Here is a 20,653-nt window from a genome sequence, read left to right as displayed (position 1 = left end):
ATGAAAACACCATCCATCATTTCACGCCAAATCCTGAGTGCTGCCACCATCGCGGCTCTCGGTGTGCTGGCACTTGCGCCAACCACCCAAGCCAAAGACAAAGGCGGGAACGGCAAGGGCAAGGGTAACTCAGGCGAAAAGGGCAATTCAGGCAACTCAGCCGGCAAAGGCAATTCAGGCAACCAAGGTAACAATGGCGTGAAAGTTCCTGCCTTCGGATTTCCAGGGAACAAATTCAAGGATAAGGACCACCCAGTTTACCTCACGCATCCTGGCTCGAAATTCAAGCTGTCGAAGGGCGATGGCTATGCCGGTCCGGGCTACTATTACGGGCCGCCCAACTCGCCCTATTACTATGAGCGTCCTGACGTCCGCTACTTTGCCAACCATGGTGCCATCCCACGGGATTTTTACAACCAGGACGCCTATCGCATGAATTCCGATGATGCCCGCGTGCAGCAGGCGCTCGCCCGGCTTGGCTACTATCAAGGTTCCGTCGATGGCAGATTTGGCCCGCAATCCATGCGGGCGATGAACAACTACCAACAGTCGCAGGGCCAGCAAGTGACCGGCGCCATCACCGCCCTCCTGCTGCGCTCGCTGGGACTGCAATGACACATCCACCGGCATGCTTTGTGTGACTTTTAGGAGTTCACTGCGGCAGCCAGCACCCTTCATCGAAGCATGAAATATCTTCCCAGGTTGCTGCTGCTGATTTGTCTCAGCGCCTGCTCCTCATCGCAGCAACGTCAGGCAAAGTATGCTCGTGAACACACCTTCATTGCCTACTGGCCGCCGCCTGCCAACAGCGCAGGACTGCGCCTGGCGGTCAAAGACAACATCGACATGAAAGGCCGGGTCACCTCGGCGGGATCGGAGTATATCGCGAAGACCAGCGCCCCAGCGGCGCGGGATGCGCCGTGTCTGGCGCTGGCGCGGGCACGGAAGGTGCGGATCGTGGGCAAAACCAATCTCACGGAGTTTGCCGTGACAGTTTCCGGTGAGAACCGCTTTTTTGGCAGCCCACGAAGCCGTCTGGATGGCAAAAACGACGTCATCCCCGGCGGTTCTTCGAGCGGCTCGGCCATGGCGGTGGCCACGGACATGGCAGATGTGGCATTTGGCACGGACACTGGCGGGTCGATCCGCGTGCCGGCGGCCTGCTGCGGCATTTACGGCCTGAAGACGACCTTTGGCCTAGTTTCGACCAAGGGTGTGTTTCCGATCTCACCCAAACATTTGGACACCGTCGGACCGATGGCCAGGAACATGAACCATCTGGTGCAGGGCATGGATTTGTTGCAGCGCGGCTTTGCGGCTCGCTATGAGCAGGCCGTCGCCGACAAACCATCGGCCCGGCACATCACCATCGGGCGGCTGTACCTGGATGGCACCGATCCCGCGATCGACCAGGCCCTCGACGACGTGCTGGCCGCCAAGCGCTTCAAGGTCATCAAGCTCAACAAGAGCTTTCAGGCCAAATGGCAGCAGGCGGAAAAGGACGGGAAGGTGGTGGCGCTGGCCGACACTTGGCTGAACGATCAAAAGTATGCCGACAAGAAGGGCGTGAGCCTCTTGACGAAGCTCGTCATCAGTTCGGGTGAGCTGGATTATAAAGGTGATTACAAAGAGGCGCTGAAGCGGAAAGCCGCATGGCAGCGTGATCTTCGCCAGGTCTTCAAGCGGGTGGATTTCATTGCCGTGCCGACGCTGCAAGGCCTGCCGCCTAAAATGCCGTTCTGGGGCTCGGATGCCGTGTTTGAATGGCGGGTGTTTGACATGCAGAACACCGTGGGTGTGAATTTCGCGGGCAATCCCGCGCTGGCGCTGCCGATCGCAATGCCAGCCAAAGGCAAGACCGTTCCCGTGACCAGCTTGCAACTGGTGGGGCCGCGGTTGAGCGAGGCGGAACTCTTGAATGCGGGCCGCTTGATCGAAACCAAATCCTAATACCATGCACCTCTCTTCTCTTCTCCACGCCATCTCCATGGCCACGGCACTGCTGCTGACCAGCGCAACGGTCCGGGCACAGTCCGCCAGCGACCTTATGGGCAGCGGCGATGTCTTTGACCGCAAATTCCAGGCCGGCAAGGCGCTGGAGTATTATCTGCCGGCGGAAAAACTGGAGCCGCAGAACGTGCCCCTGCTGGTGCGCATCGCGCGGCAGTACCGTCATCTGATGACCGACGCCACGACGAGCGCAGAGAAACTTCGTCTCGGCGGCAGTGCTCTGAGCTATGGGCGGCGTGCGGCGGCGCTCGCGCCGAACGACTCTGAAGCGCAGCTTTCCCCCGCCATCACTTATGGGAAGATGCTGCCGTTTCAAGGCACCAGAGAACAGGTGGATGCCTCGCCACGCATCAAGGCGGCAGCCGACAAGGCGCTCAAACTCGATCAGCGCAACGATGTGGCCTGGCATGTGCTCGGCCGCTGGCACCAGGCGCTCGCTAACATCGGCGTGCTCAAGCGCACTCTGGGCGGCCTCATTTACGGCAAACTGCCAACCTCCACGAACGAAGCCGCGGTGGCGTGCTTTGACCAGGCCATCGCCATCAATCCCAACCGCCTCCGGCACTACATCGAACTCGGCCGCACCTACGCACAAATGGGGCGCACCGATGAGGCGCGAAAGTTCATCACCCAAGGCATGGCCATGCCGAACAAAGAGCATGACGATCCTGAATTGAAGGAACGCGGCCGCCTGGCCCTGGCGAAGCTGCCATGAATCATTTTGAGGCAACCACCGAAGTCGGCAGATCCGCCAACGAGCCGTCGATGAAGGTGTGATGCCAAAGCTGGGTGGCAACGACTGCCGCGAGCCCCATTTCCACGGAAAGGCGCGGCAGGGAGCCGGGACGCATCTGGCGGAAGGCTTTGCGCCAGTGGCGCACGGCGGCGACATCGAAGTAGCCGGTGCGGCGCAGGGATTCATCGCTCATCAGCTCGCCGATATATTTCGGCTCGGGCTCGATGTGGAAGCTGTCGAGCGGGGCGCGGAAGATGACTTTGTGACGGCGGGCAATCGCGGGCGGCAGCCAGCGCTCGGCAACAAGGCGCAGCAGATGTTTGTCGCGGAAGCCGCGCAGCTTCCAGCGCGGATGGAGTTTGGCGGTGAAGTCAAACACAGCTTCATCGAGGAACGGATAGCGCACCTCAACGGAGGAATGCATCGCCACGCGATCACCCTTGGCCTGTAGCAGGTGTCCGGCCAGCGTGACGCGGGCGCCGACCCAGAGACCGCGATTGAGCGGATGCCAGCGGCTGGCGCGTTCGAGATTGATGCCGAGTCCGGCCCAGGGCCGGGCGTGCGCGAGCACCTCGCGCATCGGTTCCGCATAAAAGCGCAGCTTGGCAAGGCCGAGCACGCCATAGGAATCAATCCAGGCGTTGGGGCCGCCGACGCATTCCTCCAGGTGATGGCGAAACGCGGCGGGATATTGCGGCACCTTGCTGAAGCGCAGGAACGCGCGGCGCACCGTGTTGCTCAGCCGCATGCCCGGCACGAGATCGAGGATGCCGAGGATCTTGGCGATTTTATACCAGGGATAGCCGGCGAGCCATTCATCGGCCCCTTCGCCAGTGAGCACGACTTTCTGGCCGTTGGCATGCACACGCCGCGCCAGTTGCATCAAGGCCGCGCAGGAAGTGTCAATCACCGGGCACTCGGCAGCCTGGATGAGTTCCGGATAGGTCGCCAGCGCGTCGCTGGCACGAAACTCCTGCACGATGGGCGGCTTGGTGCCGATGTGCTTGGCCGTGTTATTCGCCGCGCTGAGTTCGTCGAGCGCGGGATCGTCCACGCGGATGGTGTAGGTGTTGATGGCGGTGCCCTTGAGCTTGCAGGCCATCGCCACGATCATGCTGGAGTCGAGACCGCCGGAGAGATACGCGCCCACCGGCACATCGGCACGCAGGCGCTTGTCCACCGCGTTGAGCAGCAACTGCTCGAACTCATCCACCAGCTTGCGCGGGTCGGTCTCGATGTTTTCGTCGCCACGATCCGGAAAGTCCATTTCCCAGTAGGCGTGGTCCGCAATGACGGGTGCCGTGCCGTTTTCGCCCGGCGTGATCTGCAAATAATGGCCGGGAGACAAGAGCTGCACGCCTTCAAAGCACGTCGCCGGCCCCGGCATGGCGGCGAAGGTGAAAATTTGATCCAGGCCGTGCAGGTCGGCTTTGGCCGTGACCATGCCGGAGGCCAGCAGGCCCTTGATTTCGGAGGCGAAGAGCAGCCAGTCGCCTTGGCGCGTCCAGTACAGCGGTGCGATGCCGAAGCGGTCGCGCCCCAGCGTCAGACGATGACGATTCACCTCATAGAGGGCGATGGCGAACTGGCCGCGCAGCCGCTCAAACATGCCTTCCTGATGATCTTCCCACATGTGCGGAATGATTTCCGTGTCGCAGTGAGTGTGCAGACGATGTCCGCGCGCCACCAGCTCGGCGCGCTTCTCCACATGGTCAAACAGCTCACCATTGAAGACCGTGAACGCGCTTTGATCCTCATTGCTCATCGGCTGCTGCCCGTCTGCCAGGCCCACGATGCTCAACCGGCGCGACGCCAGCGAAACCCCTGGGCGGCGAAAGAATCCTTCCTCATCCGGGCCACGATGAAGCAGCGCCCGCGCCATCCGTTCGACCACACCTTCGGGCACCGTTCGCCTCCCGGCCAGGTCCATCACACCAGCAATGCCACACATGCGCCTGTTATCGTTCCATTTGAGACCAACAAGCAATCATTATCTCCATAGGTAGGGTTTCACCCCATAGCGATGCAGCGGGGCATCAGGTAATGAGAGGCACAACCGCTGTGGACCAGCGGCAAGACGGCTTCATGCAGCGGGGCCGTGAACTCTTTTCCTTATCAAACATGCCCACCCTCGAACACTCCGCTCCGCCTCCTTCGCCTGCACTGCCCATTTCAAACAAGGAGGGTATTGCCATCATCGGGATCGGCTGTCGCTTCCCTGGTGGCGTGAAGGATGTGGAGTCGTTCTGGAAGCTGCTCGAAGAAGGTCGTGAGGCGGTGGGTGATGTGCCGGCGGATCGCTGGAATGTGGAGCGCTTCTATGATGCGGAGCCAGGACTGGTGGGCAAAACCATCGCCAAGCGTGGCGGCTTTCTCGACAACATCGATCAGTTTGACCCGCAGTTCTTTGGCATCTCGCCACGCGAGGCGCCTTACATTGATCCGCAGCAACGGCTGCTGCTCGAAACGGCCTGGGAGGCGATTGAAGATGCTGGCATGGTCCTCGATCTCGACCAAGGCACGGATGTTGGCGTCTTCGTCGGCATTTCGCACAATGATTACCAGGGCTTGCAGCACACCGCCACGGATCGCGCAGGCATCAGCGCACACACGCCCACCGGTAGCGCACACAGCATCGCGGCGAACCGCATTTCCTACTGCCTGAATCTGACCGGCCCGAGCCTCGCGATGGACACCGCGTGTTCTTCCGCGCTGACAGCGGTGCATGTGGCCTGTGAGCACATTCTGGCAGGGCGCTGCAAATCAGCGATGGCCGGCGGCGTGACGGTGATGATCTCACCTGACGGCTTCATCGGCTTTTCTCAATCCGGCATGCTCTCACCCGAAGGCAAATGCAAGGCCTTCGATGCCGCAGCCAATGGGTTCGTGCGCGGCGAAGGCGCGGGCATGGTGCTGATGAAAAAACTCTCCGATGCCATCGCTGATGGCGATCCGATCCATGCGGTGATCCTTGGGTCATCGGTGAATCAGGATGGCCACACCAATGGCATCTCGCTGCCAAGCCCTGAAGCCCAGGCACGGCTGGTGCGTGATGCATGCGTGGACGCTGGCGTCAAACCATCGGAAATCGGCTACGTCGAAGCGCATGGCACTGGCACGGCGGTGGGTGATCCCATTGAAGCTCACGCTCTTGCTGAAGCGCTCTGCGCAGACCGGAAAGCGGATGAACCGCTCATCATCGGCTCGGTAAAAACGAATCTCGGTCACTTGGAAACCGCATCAGGTGTGGCCGGACTGGTCAAGGCGGCGCTGGTGCTCAAGCATGGCCGGATTCCCGCAAGTCTGCATTTTACCACGCCCAGCCCGCACATTGACTTCACCGCGCTGAAGCTCCGCGTGCCCACCACCTCGGAACCTTTTCCAGGAACGCTTGGCCGCCGCATGGCCGGCATCAATTCATTCGGCTTTGGCGGTGCCAATGCGCACGTCATCCTGACAGAGGCACCGGTGTGTCCGCCGATCTCGCACGCGGCACCTGCTGCGGACCGCGCCTGGCCCTTGATGCTTTCCGCACGTTCGGAGGAGGCGCTGCGTGCCTCAGCGTGGCAGTTGAGCATCTGGCTAGATGACCATTCGAAGTTGAATGGCAGTTCGCCGCTGCTCCCGGACCTCACTTACATGCTGGGAGCACGGCGCAATCATCACTCGCATCGCCTAGCACTCACAGCGCGCACGATTGGCGAGATGGTGCAGGAACTCAGTGCTTTCTCCACGGGACAGCCGGGTCCGCGCATGCGCACCGCTTTCACACCACGCCGTGAGGCAGCGGCACGCGTCGTCTTCGTCATGAGCGGCCAGGGACCGCAGTGGCAGGGCATGGGCCGCGAACTCATGCAGCATGAGCCGGTCTTCAAACGCATGATCGAGGCCTGTGACAAGGCCATGAAACCATGGGCAAAGTTCTCACTGATGGATGAACTGAACCGTCCTGAGGCCGAATCGAAGATGCAGCGCACGGAAGTCTCGCAACCGGCAATCTTTGCCATGCAGATGGGTCTTGCTGCACTGTGGCAATCGTGGGGCGTACAGCCTGCCGCTGTTGTCGGTCACAGTGTTGGCGAAGTCGCCGCAGCATGTGTCGCTGGCATCATCACTCTGGAACAGGCGGCCAAGATCATCGTCCTGCGTGGACGTTTCATGGATGAATGCTCGGCGGCGGGCGGCACCATGCTTGCCGTTGGCATGAGCGCGGATGAAGCCCTGGCGGTCATTGCCAAGCATGACCGCACCGTGAGCATCGCCGCGTTCAACGGCCCGCGTTCGCTCACGTTGTCAGGCTTGAAGACTTCATTGGAGGTCATCGCCGCCGAGTTGGAAGCGAAGGGCATCTTCGCCCGATTCCTGCAAGTGAGTCATCCCTTCCATCATGCGATGATGCAACCCGCTGCGGATGCCTTGAAGGCAGCGCTGAGCGATCTGAAGCCACAGGCTGAAACCATGCCATGCTTCAGCACAGTCACCGGCAAGCGTCTCAACGGTGCTGCTTGCGATTCGAGTCACTGGTCGAGTGGTGTGCGGCAGCCCGTGGAATTTGCTTCAGCGATTGGTGCGTTGAAGGAGTTCGGCGTCGATGCCTGGCTAGAAATTGGCGCGCATCCCGCACTGGTGCGCTCGATTCAGGAATGCCTCGCCGAAAGTGGTGCCAAGACCACCATTCTGGCCTCAACGCGTCGCGAACGCGAACATGAGTCGCTGCTGGAAACCGCGATGGACCTCCATCTCGCTGGCGTGGTGCTCGACTTCAAAGCACTGACGCCCTCACGGCGGAATCTGGATCTGCCGGCCTATGCATGGGACAAAAGCCGCTGGTGGAATGAATCCGCCGAAATGCGCGAAGGTCGTCTGGCCCCTGGCGGTCGTGGTTTGCTCGACATCCGGCTGTCACGCGCCACGCCAACATGGATCACGCGGCTCGATGGCCGCCACATGGCTTTCCTGAAGGACCATCAGGTCGAAAACCTCATCATCTTTCCCGCCGCAGGCTTTGTGGAGATGGTGATTGAGGCAGGCGTGCAGTTGTTCGAGGGCAAGCCGTTCGTCGTGGAAGATTTTGAAATCCGCAAGCCGCTCATCCTGCCAGATCCGCCTTCCGGGCTGCTGCTGGAGCTGACTTATGATCTCACGGAACGCACGTTCACCATTCAGAGCCGGTTTGAAAGCGGCGCTTCATGGTCCACACATGTTGTCGGCTCCATGCGCGGCGAGCGCACTGAATCATCCTTCGCCACCTCGACTTGGGAGACATCTGCTTTACCCAATGTCGGTCTCGACACCTTCTACGGCCACATGAGCGACATGGGACTGCGTTACGGCGCAGAGTTCCGGCCCATTCGCGAACTGTCGGCAGGCGCTGGCAAGTCAGCGGGTCGCGTGTCGTTGTCTGAGACGATTGCGCATCGTGCGGGCGAGTATCCGCTGCATCCCGTGCTCTTTGATGGCGCGCTGCAAATTTTCTCCGCCGGTGCTGCGACGGTTGAAGGCCGCACCGCCGGTCTGCGACTGCCCGTGCGCTTTTCGCGCATCTTGTTTCTGCGTTCGCCTGGCGCATCCAGCTTGGTGCGTGCCGGTGTGAGGCAGGCCAACGATGAATTTGTCGAAGGCGGCATCGACTTGTATGACGAGGCAGGCCGCCCTTGCGTGCGCATTGATGGCTTCCGCGCCATCAGCGTCGAAGGCGCACGCCGCTCTGGCAAAACTGGCAAAGGCCGCGATGTGACCTACCACGTCGCGTGGGAAAAACGTTCGCTCGGGTCACGGCCTACGTCACCAGCACCGGTGGTTTTGAGCCGCCTGCATGACGTCGCGCAGCATGCGCTCAATGAAGTGCTCGAACTGCGCGGTCGGAACAACCTTGATGCCGCCAGTGCCGCTGGTGATGAACTGACCGCAGCGCAAGTCGCGAGCGGTTTGCGCGTCATGGGTGCGGAAGGCAGCTTCACGGCAAAATCGCTTGGCATCGCCGACTCCATGCAGCGGTCATTCGTGCAACTGGCCGACAATCTGGCGCTGCAAAAACTGCTCGTCCGCGACGGTGCTGGCTACCGGACCACACCAGCGTTCATCCAGGCCGCGGACTCCGCAGCAAGCCTGCTGAGCACCTGTATTGCGAAATATCCAGGCCATCTGCCCGAAGCGCTGCTCTGCGGCGCAACGTGTGCCGATCTCGGTCCCATCATGCGCGGTGAAAAAGAGGCCGTGCAGGTCTTGTTCACCAGCGGTGGTGCCGATTTGCTCGATCAATTCTACGGCGACGGCCTCGTCACGAGTCCCTGGCTCGCTGCCATCGCGGCGGCGGTCGCAGAAGCCGCCAGCCAGCTTCCTGAAGGGCGCGGACTGCGCATTCTGGAAATCGGTGCAGGCACCGGCGGACTCGCGTCCCAAGTGCTGCCGCTGATCGAGCGCGGACAGCATTCCTATGTGTTCAGCGATGTCTCCGCCGCGTTCTTTCCGGCTGCACGGCAAAAACTCGCGGCTTTCCCCGAAGTTGAATTCAAAACCTTCGATCTGGAGAAACCGGGCAATGAACAAGAGTTCGAACTCGGCTCCTTCGACATCATTCTCGGCACCAACGTGATTCATGCCGTGAGCGATGTGCGCGTGGCACTGCGCCACATCAACGATCTGCTGGCCCCTGGTGGCAGTTTGATGTTCGTCGATGTCGCCACACCGCATTTGTGGTTGAACGCCGTCTTCGGCCTCACCAGCGGCTGGTGGCGTTTCACCGATCGCGATCTGCGTCCAAACCATCCGTTGCTGGAACGCTCGCAATGGCAAAAACTGCTGCTCGAATCGGGTTTTAACGAGACGGCATCGTTGTCCGGCCTGATCCGCTCACAAGGCGGCGAAAGCCTCATCGGTCTCATGGCGCGCAAGCCATGGATAGCGCCCGTCATCATGGCAGCGCCGTTGGTCGATGCACCGGTGGAGAAATCCTGGCTCGTGCTGGCGGATGCGGGCGGTCTTGGCGATCAGCTCGCCGTGCAGCTCCGTGCAAGCGGTGTGCGCTGCCGTGTCGCTCATCGTGGCAATCCTTTCGAGCCGGAAGGCACCGACGCCTTTGCTCTGCGTGCCGAGTCCCTCGAAGACTGGCAGCAACTGCTGCAATCATGCGCGGACGATGTACCGGAACGTTTTGTCTTCCTGTGGAGTCTGGACGAAACCGAACCCGGCGCAGGCAAGGACGCCGCGATGCTGGGCACCGATGGTTTGTTTCATCTGACGCAGGCGCTCGAACTCCTCAATCCAGCGGCAAAGCTGCGCATTGATGTGGTGACACGTGGCGCGCAGGCGGTTGGGCGGAACAACATGGTGGCGTTGGCCCAAGGGCCTGCCATCGGCTTGATGCGCGTGATTGCCAATGAGCACAGCCATTACACCTGCCGTGGCATTGATCTGCCGCCTGCGGCATCCGCTGCTGACAACGGCATGCTCTGGAACGAGCTGCTGCAGGAAGACGCCGAACGTGAGATCGCGTTCCGAGGTGAAGCTCGTTACGTGCGGCGCATCAATCGCGGATTGCAGTCGCGTGAGCAGTTGCTTGATCCCGCCGTGCCGCTGCGGCTTGAATCCCGCGAACGTGGCCTGCTCGACGCGCTACGCTTGGTGCCATTCTCTCTGCCGCCATGTGGTGCGGGTGAAGTGGTCATCGAAGTAAAGGCCGCAGGCATGAATTTCCGCGATGTGCTCAAGGCGCTGGCGCTTTATCCCGCCGAAACGGCCGATGCGCGCGTTTTTGGCGATGAAGTGGCCGGGATCATCAAAGCTGTCGGCAATGGTGTCACCCATGTGAAGCCGGGCGACCGTGTCTTTGGTCTCGCCGTATTCGGACTCGCGACGTATTCGATGGCACGGGCTGGCGATGTGCGTGTCATCCCTGCGGGTCTGTCGTTTGAAGAAGCGGCAACACTGCCGGTGGTCTTCATGACCTCCTGGTATGCGCTGAAGACAGCGGCGAACTTGAAAGCGGGCGAACGTGTCCTGGTTCACGCCGGTGCAGGCGGTGTGGGCATGGCGGCGATTCAAATTGCGCATCACCTAGGCGCTGAAGTCATCGCCAGTGCCGGCAGTCCGGCCAAGCGCGCGCTGTTGACCGTCCTTGGCGTGAAGCATGTCATCGACTCGCGTCGCGCTGACTTTGCGGAAGCGGTCATGGAACTCACGAACGGCAAAGGCGTGGATGTGGTGCTGAACGCACTCGCCGCCGAAGCCATCCCGATGGGTCTCTCGTGCCTCGCTCAGTCCGGTCGCTTCATCGAGATCGGCAAACGCGACATCTATCAGAACAGCCGCATCCCGCTGTGGCACCTGCGGAAGAACGCGTCGTTCCATGTGGTCGCGATGGACGCGATCTTCAGCGGCGATGAAGATCAAACCCGCCAGCTCTTGGAAAAGATTGCCGTGCTGGTCGAACAGAAAGCGCTGCATCCGCTGCCGTTCCGCTCGTTCCCGGCCTGCCGTATTGACGTAGCATTCCGGTTGATGGCGCAGGGCAAACACACGGGCAAAGTGATCGTGTCCTTCCCCGAACCGTTTGTCGCGCGACGCGGCGAGCCGTTGACTCCTGCTTTTGAAGTTAAGCCAGATGGCTGTTACTTGATCACGGGCGCGTTCGGCGGCTTCGGCAAAGTGGTGGCCGAATGGCTGGCAGACTGCGGCGCGAAACATCTCGTGCTCACCAGTCGCAACGGACCCACCACACCCGCAGCAGAAGCTTTCCTGGTGAAGCTGCGCGCACGCGGCGTGGACGTGCAGGTGACACTGGCAGATGCCGGAGCACCGGCAGACATCAAGCGGCTGCTGACGGACATCGCGGCGACCAAGATTCCGCTCAAAGGCGTGTTTCATCTGGCGATGGCGATTGATGATGCGCCGATGGCGGCGCTGACACGCGAACGGATGCGCACGGTGCTGGCACCGAAGGCGCACGGCGCATGGCTGCTGCATGAAGGCACGCTGAGCATGAGCTTGGACTGCTTCGTGATGTTCTCGTCCGTCTCGAGCATCTTTGGCAACTCAGCGCAGGCCAATTACGCCTCGGCGAACGCCTTCCTCGATTCACTCGCGCATCATCGCGCGGCCATGGGGCTGCCAGCGTTGGTGATCAATTGGGGCGCGCTCGGCGGTGAAGGTTATGTGGCCCGCAATGAACGGGTGGCCGAATATCTTGCACGACAAGGCACCACGCCGCTGTCACCGCGGGAAGTGGTCTTCCTCATGGAGTTCTTCCTCAATGCCGGAGCCACGCAGGCCATGGCGCTGAGAGTGGATTGGTCGAAATGGCGGCAGTCATTCCGTGGCAGCCAGGAAAGTCCGCTGCTGGAGCGCATTTACGCCGCAGGCGTCGATGCACCGGAAGCCAGCGGTGCGAAAAGCGACTGGCGGCTCAAGATCGAGTCCGCCGCACCTGCGGATCGCACTGAAGTCATCGGCCAGGCCGTGCGCGATGTCGTGGGCTCGGTGCTGCGCGTCAAACCCGAGGGTTTGCGTTTCGATCAGCCACTCACCGACTTGGGCCTTGATTCTTTGATGGCTGTCGAGATCGAGAACTCGATTGAAAGCTCCATCGGTGTTGCCCTGCCGCCCGCCAGCCTGATGCGTGCACGCACCATCGGTCAGATCGCAACATTGATCGCCGAACACATGGGTGGCGCGGCGGCATCTGCGCCTAAAGCGCCTGCATTGCCCGCAGAACCGGTCCCAACGGATGATGTGGACCTGGAAGCGCTCACCGATGAGGAGATCGACCGGCTGCTCGATGATGTTGAGGTGCCGGTTGGCAAACAACGGGTGCTGGAAACTCAAGCCTGATGTCCCAAGACAATCGAGCACGTCTGAAACAATGGCTGGCAAGCGGCGAGATCCGCCTCCAGCCGTTGAGCTTCCCCCAGCGCGAGTTGTGGGAGGCATCACCCATGCCCGCCGCCGATGTGTCGAACAACATCTGCGCCCTGATTCAAGTGCGCGGGCTGCTGACACCACAAGGCAGTGAAGCCGCGCTGCAAAAAGTCGTGGACCGGCAGGAGGTCTTGCGCCTGTCGATCCTGCCCGGCAAAGACCAGCCCATGCAGATGATTCGCAAGACCGGCACGCCCGCGTTGCGCTTTCATGAACTCCCATCGGCACAACGACAGCCGGAAGCGATTGAAGAACTCACGCGCGAAATTTCCAGCCAGCCCTTCGATCTGGTGCAAGGCCCGCTCTATCGCGCCGAGGTGTTCCGCCGCTCCGCTGACGACCATGTGCTGGTGCTGGTGATTCATCATGCCATTGCCGACGGCTGGACGCTGGGCGTCTTCGTACAGGATTTGTTCGCCTCGTACATGCAGGGCGTGAGAGGCAACCACGCTGCCCTGCCGCCCGTGCCGCTCACCTATTCCCAGTGGGGTGCCGCCGAACGTGCGTTCTGGCAGCCTGCGGAACTGGAGCCGCGTGCCGCTTTTTGGAAAATGCATCTCGCTGGAGCGCCACGGCTCTGGAACAAGCCTGCCAGCGGCACACTGCAACGCTGCGTGACTCAAGTCTCTGCCGAACTTGGCCGCGCCGTGCGTGAACTGGCCCGCCGCAATGGTGCCACGCTGTTCAGCACGCTCTTGACCGCGTTTCAAATCACCCTGTCGAAGTGGACGGGCGCGGATGACATCGTCGTCGGCACGCCAGTGGCGAATCGCAGCACGCAGGCCGTGCGCGAGACGATGGGCTACTGCTCCGGCATCGTGCCATTGCGCGGCCAGATTGATCGCACGCGCTCCTTCGCGGAAAGTCTGCGCACTGTGCATCAGACCACGGTGGAGTCCTTCGCCAATGCCATGCCCTTTGCCGAACTTGTGCGTGTCTTGGGTGAACCCACATCGTCCGCACACAATCCGCTCTTTGAAGTGCGTTTCGCGCTGCAAAACCATCCGATTCCTGATGTTGCGGTGCCTGGCCTGTCGCTCCAGCTCCGCATGCGTTGCACGGGCACGGCCCGTTTCAATCTCGCCTGCGAGATCAACGAGGAAGGCGATGCCATGGAGGTCGCCTGGCTGTTCCGGGAGAATCAGTTTTCCCTCGAAGACATTCAAAACGTGGGCCGCCTGTATCTCGCCGTGCTCGCAGGCGTTTGCCGTTCCCCCGAAATCTTGACTGCCGCCCTCATGACCACGCTGCGATGAACACCGCACCCACCATCGAACCGCATTGGGTGAGCCGCTCGGCTTTCCAAATCGTGGTGTTCCTTTTTCTGTTCACTGAAATTGCGCTGGTGGCAGTTTTGCGCAGCGGCGCATCGCTCTGGTGGGCTGTGCCGCTGGTGCTGCTGGCCAGTCATCTCATGCATGGGGCGGCGGTTGGCTTTCATGAGGCGACTCACGGTCTGCTCAGGCGGAATCGGCGCTTCAACGAGTTCGATGGTGTGCTTTTGGGCATCTTCAGCTTCATGAGCTTCAGCCTGTATCGGGCAGCGCACCAAACGCATCACGCCTACTTCGCCACGGAGCGTGATGAAGAACTCTGGCCGTTTGTCTTCACGCAAACGCCGCGTTGGGCCAGGATTCTCGCGGCGGTCCTCGAACTCACCGTCGGGCTGTTGTTCACGCCGTTTTTGTTTCTGCGATCGTTCCTGCGTGCCGGTTCGCCGATTCGAAGCAAGAAGGTGCGGCGGCGCATCTGGAAAGAGCTGGCACTGATGATCGTCGTATGGATCGGGATTATCACCGCCGTCTCGTACTGGCAGGTGTGGCATTATTTTTTGTGGATGTATCTGGCTCCGGCTTATCTGGCGGCGAACCTGCAAAGCTGGCGCAAATACGTTGAACACGTTGGTTTGACCGGCAGCACGGTGAATAGCGCGACGCGCCATATCATCTCGGAAGGATGGCTGGGGAGAATTGTTTCCTTCACACTGCTGCATGAGCCTTATCATGGCGTGCATCATCTGCATGTGGGCCTGTCGCACGCGGAACTGCCCCAGCGCGCGGCGGAGCTGCTGCCGACAACCCCTGATGAGCGACCGCCTTTCCCGAGCTATCGACATGCCATGCTGGATGTGCTCCGCTGCCTTGCGGATCCACGCGTGGGTGCGCAATGGCACACTTCGGCCAAACCGTCATGAAGCGATTATTCATCGTTATCTTTGCCAGCGTGCTTCCGGCCTGCCAAGGGCTGCGCAACGCCAGTTTGGAGCAAGCTCACCAGGCGTGGCAGGTGCTGCAGCAGGAAAAACCGGGCACGGCGACTGCGCAGAAAGCTTTGAAGAAGTATGATCGCATTGTGGCCAAAGTGGTGCAGTCCCTCCGTGCCAAGGAAGGCACTGCGGCATGGGGCAAAGACATTCTACTGAGTGGAGCGCGGCCATGGCGGCTGACGTTCGATGCTCCCGCACGACAAAGTTCATCAAAGACACTGGCATTGTCGGAATTCGCGCATTGCCAGCCTGCTGCCGACGTGAAGTTGCACGGATTTGATCGTGTGGTCGAACGTAGCGGACTTGGCGTGCCAGTGGTGCTGGCACAGGATGAGCCGCGTCGTGTGAAGCAGCCGTTTCATCCTCCGCACGGTGAATACCTGCCCGCCACTGCGGTATTGGAGTTTCCGGCCAATGTTCCAGGACATTCCGCCGAGGCGAGGCTGCGCTTTTACAACCCGCTGGCAGTGTCAGCAGTGTCGGTGGGCAAGCATTCTCAGCCGCTGGCGCAGAATCTCACCGCCGCGCTGCAAGCCTCGCTGACGGATGCCAGTCTCGACGCAAATGGACCGCACAGACTGTCCCCTTCGGCTTCTGGCGAGGATGAGTCGCAGTTGTTTTTCCTCAACCGCTACGACAAGACCAAGGTGCCGGTCGTGTTCGTGCATGGCATGCGCTCAGGGCCGAGTGTTTGGAAAAACGCGGTCAACGAACTGTATGCCGACCCTGAGCTGCGCCATCGCTATCAGCCGGTGTGCTTCATCTATCCCACCAAGCTGCCGATCCCGGCCTCGGCCGCACGTCTTCGCGAACTGCTCAAGCGCTCGCGCTATCAACTCGATCCTGATCATCATAATGCCGGCTATGGCCGCATGGTGCTCGTTGGGCACAGCATGGGCGGCTTGCTGGCACGCATGCAAGTGATTGATTCCGCTGAGGACTTCTGGCGTGCGTTTTTCACCGCCTCGCCAGCCAAAACGGCAAGTCAGCTCGATGCCAAAACGCAACGCATGGTGAAGGGAGCTTTGTTCTTCAAGCGCCAGATTGATGTGAGCACCGTCGTGTTTATCAGCACACCGCATCAGGGCAGCGTGCTCGCCGATAACAATTTTCTGCGCACACTGGTGCGGATCATTCTATTCGTGCCAAAGACAACTCGCGAACGATTGAAGGCGCTCACGGCGCTGCCACCTGCCTACATTCACCCCACCTTGCGCACGTTTCAGTCCTGGGGCGTGGACGGCGTCCAGAATCTCACCACCAAGCACCCTTACTTTATTGCGCTGTCGAAGCACCCGGTGCGTGTGCCGTTTCATTCCATCATCGCCACGCGTCATATGGCTGATTTTCGTCATGGTAGCGATGGCCTCGTGCCCTACTGGAGTTCGCATCTGAATGGAACGGTTTCAGAAACGATCGTGCCCTATCCACACGGCTGCCTGGAGAAACCTGGAACCGTGCAGGCGGTGATGAAAATCCTGAAAGCTACCCCATGAGCAGCCAACACTCCCATTCAAACATGAAGGACACCGCTGTGCCCTTGTCTGGCTTTTGCGCGACCCACGACTGTGTGTTTGAGGCCAAAGGGCTCAAAAAAGAATTCGATGACGGGCGCGTGCAGGCGCTGCGTGGTGTGGATTTTCGTATCACCCATGGCGATTTTGTGGCTGTCATTGGGCCGAGCGGTTGTGGCAAGACGACGCTGCTGCAGATGCTGGGACTGCTTGATGTGCCTAGCGGGGGCATCCTGCAATATCGTGGCAGTTCACTTCCTGATCTGCCAGATCCCTCGGCCTACCGTGCCCGTGAGATCGGCTTCATTTTTCAGGCATTTCATCTGCTGCCGACGTTCACCGCTCTGGAAAATGTGCAGATCCCGATGTTTGAAACGGAGATGACGGCCGCTGATCGGAAAGACCGGGCCATTGAACTGCTCAAGTCCGTTGGATTGGAGCATCGCCTCGATCATTTTCCTGCCAAGCTCTCCGGTGGCGAACGGCAGCGCGTCGCCATCGCCCGCAGCCTCGCCAACGGCCCCTCGGTGCTCCTCGCTGACGAACCCACGGGCAATCTCGACAGTGAAAACACGAAGCACATCCTGGAACTCATCATCCGGCTCCGGCGTGAGCAGGACATGACCTTGGTGCTGGTGACGCACGATCTGAACATCGCGCGCATGGCATCACGGACGATTCAGATGAAGGACGGTCTGATCGTGTCCGACCTCGAAACAACTCCCACCGCACCCTGACATGACTTTTTTCACCATCATCGTGCGCGGCCTGCTGCGACGTCCCGTGCGCACCGGACTCACGCTCGTGGGCATCTCCATCGGCATCGCGGCCGTCGTCGCGCTGGTCGGCATTTCGCGGGGTTTTGAGCAAAGCTGGGCGACCGGCATGAAATCGCGTGGCACGGATATCGTGGTCACCAACATGGGCAGCACGCTCACGCCGAAGGCCTTTGGCATCGCCGTGCGCGATCACATCGCCAGCCTGCCCAATGTTGCCGCCACCTGCGCCATTTTCGTGGATCTGACGAGCATTGAGGATTCTTCGATGATGGTTGTTTCCTCGCGCGAGTGGGGCGGCTTCTCGTGGCAGAACCTCAAGATCGTCTCCGGGCGAATGCCCAAGGATGCCATGGAACCCGCCGTCGTGCTAGGCCGGACGGCGGCAGAGGTTCTCAAGAAGAAAGTCGGCGATCAAATTCAGCTCGAAGCCAAAGAATTGTCCGTGGTGGGCATCGTGGATGGCGGTGCCTTGGTGGAAAACGGCTCGGTGATCCTGTCGCTGCCGTTGTTTCAGGAAATCTCGGGGAATGAAGGCAAGATCAACGTCATCGATCTTCGCGCCACACCCGGCATGAGTGAAGACGAGGTGAAAAAACTATGCGCGCAGATCAACGCGGTCGTCCCGGAAGCCCGCGCCATGGTGGCGGGCGAGCATCTTGGCAGCAGCCAGGCGTATCGCTTCATCAGCGCCATGAGCTGGGGAACTTCGTTGCTCGCGGTGATCGTCGGTGTGCTCGGTGTCATGAACACGATGCTCATGACCGTCTTTGAGCGAAAGCAGGAGATCTGCATCCTGCTCGCCATCGGCTGGAAGCGTGCTCGCATCATCCGCATGGTCTTGTGGGAGTCGGCCTTGCTTGGCCTGCTCGGCGGCATCACTGGCGTGATCTTCGGCACCGCTGGCGTGAAGCTGATGGAGCAACTGCCCTCGATCCGCGGCATGCTGGAGCCGGACCTCAGCATCGGCCTCATGGTCATCTCCGTGGCCATCGCCGTCGCGGTTGGCGTGATCAGTGGCCTCTATTCTGCCTGGCGCAGTTCACGACTCACCCCCGGCTTTGCCATGCAAGGCTGACATTCACTCAAATACATCCTCATGAAGCCCACTCTCAGACTGATCTCCTTCGCACTCGTCGCATTCTCCGCCAGCGCTGCCGATACCGCCCCGCCTACCATTTCAGCCACCGACCTTGCCGCCAAACTCAGCGCCTTGCAGCAGGACGGCTCGTCCTTTGTGCGCTTGAAGATGGATGTGAAGGGTGCCACCAAGGTCGCGCTGCAACTTCAGATCAAGCAACGCCGCACCAAAGCCGTCACCGAGGTCGTTTACCAAATCCTCTGGCCCAAAGAGCGTCTCGGCGAATCGGTACTCCTGCGCAAAACCGCGAATCAATCCGCCACCGGCTCGATCTTCATACCGCCCAACACCGTGCGCTCGCTCAACAGCTCGCAGATGAAGGACGCACTGTTTGGCAGCGATCTGTCCTATGCCGATGTCCTCGAAAACTTCTTCGCCTGGGAGAATCAGAACATTGTGGGCACTGAAGTCGTGGACCGCGTGAGCTGCCAGATCCTCGAATCCAAACCCGGCAAAGGTCAGCGCTCCAGCCATGCCAGCGTCCGCACCTGGGTGGATACGCGTCGTATCGTCCCTCTGCGTGTCGAGAAATATCTCGCTTCAGGTCAGCTCACACGCCGCATCGACTCTGGGCGTGTCGTGACCGATGACATCCAACGTCACGTCCCAGCCGGTCTGACGATCAGCGACCTGCGCACCAACTCCACCACCGAACTGGATGGCTCCAAACTCAAACATGGTGTCGTTTATACCGACGCTGAATTCACTCCCGAAGGCCTCAAGCAAGTGACCACACCAAGCTCGGCACCCTAAAGCATGCCAGATGCATGCACGGTAGGGTTACACCTCATAGCAGGACAGAAGCCGATCCAATAGCATCGCGGCAATGAAAACACCCATTCTCCTTACCGCCGCAGCTTTTCTGATCGCCTGCGACGGTCGCGTCAACACCTCGATCACAGACAAAGCGGTCGAGCCGAACCCAACAGTCGCCAACACGCCAGCCAGAAAGAAAAAGCAGCTGGAAGACATGACGATCATTATCTACCCGCCAGGGAGCTCGAACACTGCGGGGATCAAACCGCTGCCACTGCCACAACCACGCGCCATCAACGTCATGGATGTAACGATGCGGAAATAAGTTCGGTTGTTTCTGGTTTGATCTCAACCCTCGCGAAGGACACGAGTCCCGCTGCATGCGGTCTGGCGAACGGTGGGCCGCTTTGCGTTGGCTGCATCATCATTTGGCACTCGATTTGAGTCCCGGTGTCAGCTCCCACGAGATCGACTTCTGGATGTAGGGTTACACCCCATGGTGTGGTGTCAGCGCAGCACCTAGCGTCAGGGCCATGAAAAAACTGATCCACAAATCCGTCGGGGCACTGCTGATTACAGCGACGCTCATCACCGCCAGCATCACTCTTGCACAGAGCATCGAGGCAACCAGCACGACCACTACGTCCGAGGGCACCGTCAGCGAGTTCGGCCCGCAGGGAATCGTCATCAAGACCGCCGCAGGCACACAGCCGGTGCGCTACATCTCCAGCGAGACGACGAATTATGTGGATGAAAACGGCAGCCCCATCACTGCTGCGGCGGTGGCGTCCGGCCTGCCTGTCACCGTGTATTACACCAAGGTGGGAGACACATTGATCGCCTCTAAGATCATGGTGAAAAGAGCCCCGGTCGCCCCGCTCACAGTGGTCGCCATTCCTGCCACAGTGATTAGCGCCCCAGTCACCACGCTCGCAACCACCCAGACCACCACGTCAGCAGGAATCATCAGCGAGTTCGGGCCGGAGCAGATCATCATCCGGACGGAATCGTCTCCCGACCCTCTCCGTTACACCTACAGCAAGACGACGACCTATGTGGATGAAACTGGCACGCCGGTTGCCAGAGACACGGTGAAGTCCGGCCTCCCGGTCACGGTGTATTACACTAGGGTGGGGAGCACGCTGGTGGCTAACAAAGTCATCGTGAGAACAGCCGTGGTCACCGCAGTCCCGGTCATTGAAACCAAAACAACCACGACCACCACTAGGAACAATTAACGCTCCGTCACACCTCGATCAGGATGTGTCTCACGGGAGCACTCCCAGCCACAATTCACCCCTCAAAACTATGCATATCATGAAAACGTACCTCATCCTTGCTGCCGCCGCAGCGCTCCTTGTCGCCTGCGACGCCCGCGTCAACACCTCTACCCCCGAGAAGGTGATTGAGAAGAACACCACGATCATCAACCCGCCAGACAAGGTGGAAAACAAAACGGTCATCATCAATCCGCCTGCGGCAACGATCGAAGAAAAGAAGACCACGACCACCACCACCGAAACGAAAAAATAACCACCC

The 20,653-nt window shown here is 60.3% G+C and carries 14 protein-coding genes; 13 read left to right on the top strand and 1 reads right to left on the bottom strand.

What is annotated here, in order from left to right; all coding sequences use genetic code 11:
• From ACKVY0_RS06005 to ACKVY0_RS05995, 3 genes are all read left to right on the top strand, one after another.
• Entirely contained in the window at positions 1 to 615 is a 615-nt protein-coding gene (locus ACKVY0_RS06005; protein WP_409213885.1) for a peptidoglycan-binding domain-containing protein, read from the top strand.
• A gap of 69 nt (positions 616 to 684) precedes the next feature.
• Positions 685 to 1,950: an amidase gene (locus ACKVY0_RS06000; RefSeq protein ID WP_409213884.1), complete on the top strand. Its 1,266-nt coding sequence runs from the start codon at positions 685 to 687 to the stop codon at positions 1,948 to 1,950.
• A gap of 4 nt (positions 1,951 to 1,954) precedes the next feature.
• Positions 1,955 to 2,725: a tetratricopeptide repeat protein gene (locus ACKVY0_RS05995; protein ID WP_409213883.1), complete on the top strand. Its 771-nt coding sequence runs from the start codon at positions 1,955 to 1,957 to the stop codon at positions 2,723 to 2,725.
• A gap of 1 nt (position 2,726) precedes the next feature.
• Here ACKVY0_RS05995 and asnB read toward each other — a convergent pair whose 3' ends face one another.
• Positions 2,727 to 4,697 (bottom strand): asparagine synthase (glutamine-hydrolyzing), encoded by a 1,971-nt coding sequence (gene asnB, locus ACKVY0_RS05990; protein ID WP_409213882.1) that lies wholly within the window; start codon positions 4,695 to 4,697, stop codon positions 2,727 to 2,729.
• Positions 4,698 to 4,867: 170 nt separating this feature from the next.
• Here asnB and ACKVY0_RS05985 point away from each other — a divergent pair, with 170 nt between their 5' ends.
• The 10 genes from ACKVY0_RS05985 (at position 4,868) to ACKVY0_RS05940 (ending at position 20,647) form a co-directional block, all read left to right on the top strand.
• A complete protein-coding gene (locus ACKVY0_RS05985) occupies positions 4,868 to 12,574 on the top strand; it encodes an SDR family NAD(P)-dependent oxidoreductase (RefSeq protein WP_409213881.1) in 7,707 nt (2,568 codons plus the stop codon).
• Positions 12,574 to 13,917: a condensation domain-containing protein gene (locus ACKVY0_RS05980; RefSeq protein WP_409213880.1), complete on the top strand. Its 1,344-nt coding sequence runs from the start codon at positions 12,574 to 12,576 to the stop codon at positions 13,915 to 13,917. Before ACKVY0_RS05985 ends, ACKVY0_RS05980 begins: the two co-directional genes overlap by 1 nt.
• Entirely contained in the window at positions 13,914 to 14,855 is a 942-nt protein-coding gene (locus tag ACKVY0_RS05975; protein WP_409213879.1) for a fatty acid desaturase family protein, read from the top strand. Before ACKVY0_RS05980 ends, ACKVY0_RS05975 begins: the two co-directional genes overlap by 4 nt.
• Entirely contained in the window at positions 14,852 to 16,423 is a 1,572-nt protein-coding gene (locus tag ACKVY0_RS05970) for an esterase/lipase family protein (RefSeq protein ID WP_409213878.1), read from the top strand. The genes ACKVY0_RS05975 and ACKVY0_RS05970 overlap by 4 nt, the downstream gene beginning before the upstream one ends.
• Before the next feature lie 23 nt (positions 16,424 to 16,446).
• Positions 16,447 to 17,178 carry an ABC transporter ATP-binding protein gene (locus ACKVY0_RS05965; protein ID WP_409213877.1) on the top strand — a complete coding sequence of 244 codons (732 nt, stop codon included), beginning with the start codon at positions 16,447 to 16,449 and terminating at the stop codon, positions 17,176 to 17,178.
• A 1-nt stretch (position 17,179) separates the two neighbouring features.
• Positions 17,180 to 18,295, top strand: a complete 1,116-nt coding sequence (locus tag ACKVY0_RS05960; RefSeq protein WP_409213876.1) for an ABC transporter permease — start codon at positions 17,180 to 17,182, stop codon at positions 18,293 to 18,295.
• A gap of 21 nt (positions 18,296 to 18,316) precedes the next feature.
• Entirely contained in the window at positions 18,317 to 19,111 is a 795-nt protein-coding gene (locus ACKVY0_RS05955; RefSeq protein WP_409213875.1) for an outer membrane lipoprotein-sorting protein, read from the top strand.
• A gap of 73 nt (positions 19,112 to 19,184) precedes the next feature.
• Positions 19,185 to 19,439, top strand: coding sequence for a hypothetical protein (locus ACKVY0_RS05950; RefSeq protein ID WP_409213874.1), 255 nt, complete (start codon positions 19,185 to 19,187; stop codon positions 19,437 to 19,439).
• A gap of 208 nt (positions 19,440 to 19,647) precedes the next feature.
• Positions 19,648 to 20,352 carry a hypothetical protein gene (locus tag ACKVY0_RS05945; protein ID WP_409213873.1) on the top strand — a complete coding sequence of 235 codons (705 nt, stop codon included), beginning with the start codon at positions 19,648 to 19,650 and terminating at the stop codon, positions 20,350 to 20,352.
• A gap of 79 nt (positions 20,353 to 20,431) precedes the next feature.
• Complete coding sequence (locus ACKVY0_RS05940; RefSeq protein ID WP_409213872.1) at positions 20,432 to 20,647, top strand: hypothetical protein; 216 nt, start codon at positions 20,432 to 20,434, stop codon at positions 20,645 to 20,647.
• The last annotated feature ends 6 nt before the right edge of the window (positions 20,648 to 20,653 follow it).

It is taken from the genome of Prosthecobacter sp. (genome assembly GCF_046154365.1).
GTDB lineage: Bacteria > Verrucomicrobiota > Verrucomicrobiia > Verrucomicrobiales > Verrucomicrobiaceae > Prosthecobacter.
This window is presented reverse-complemented; position numbering and strand designations above follow the sequence as displayed.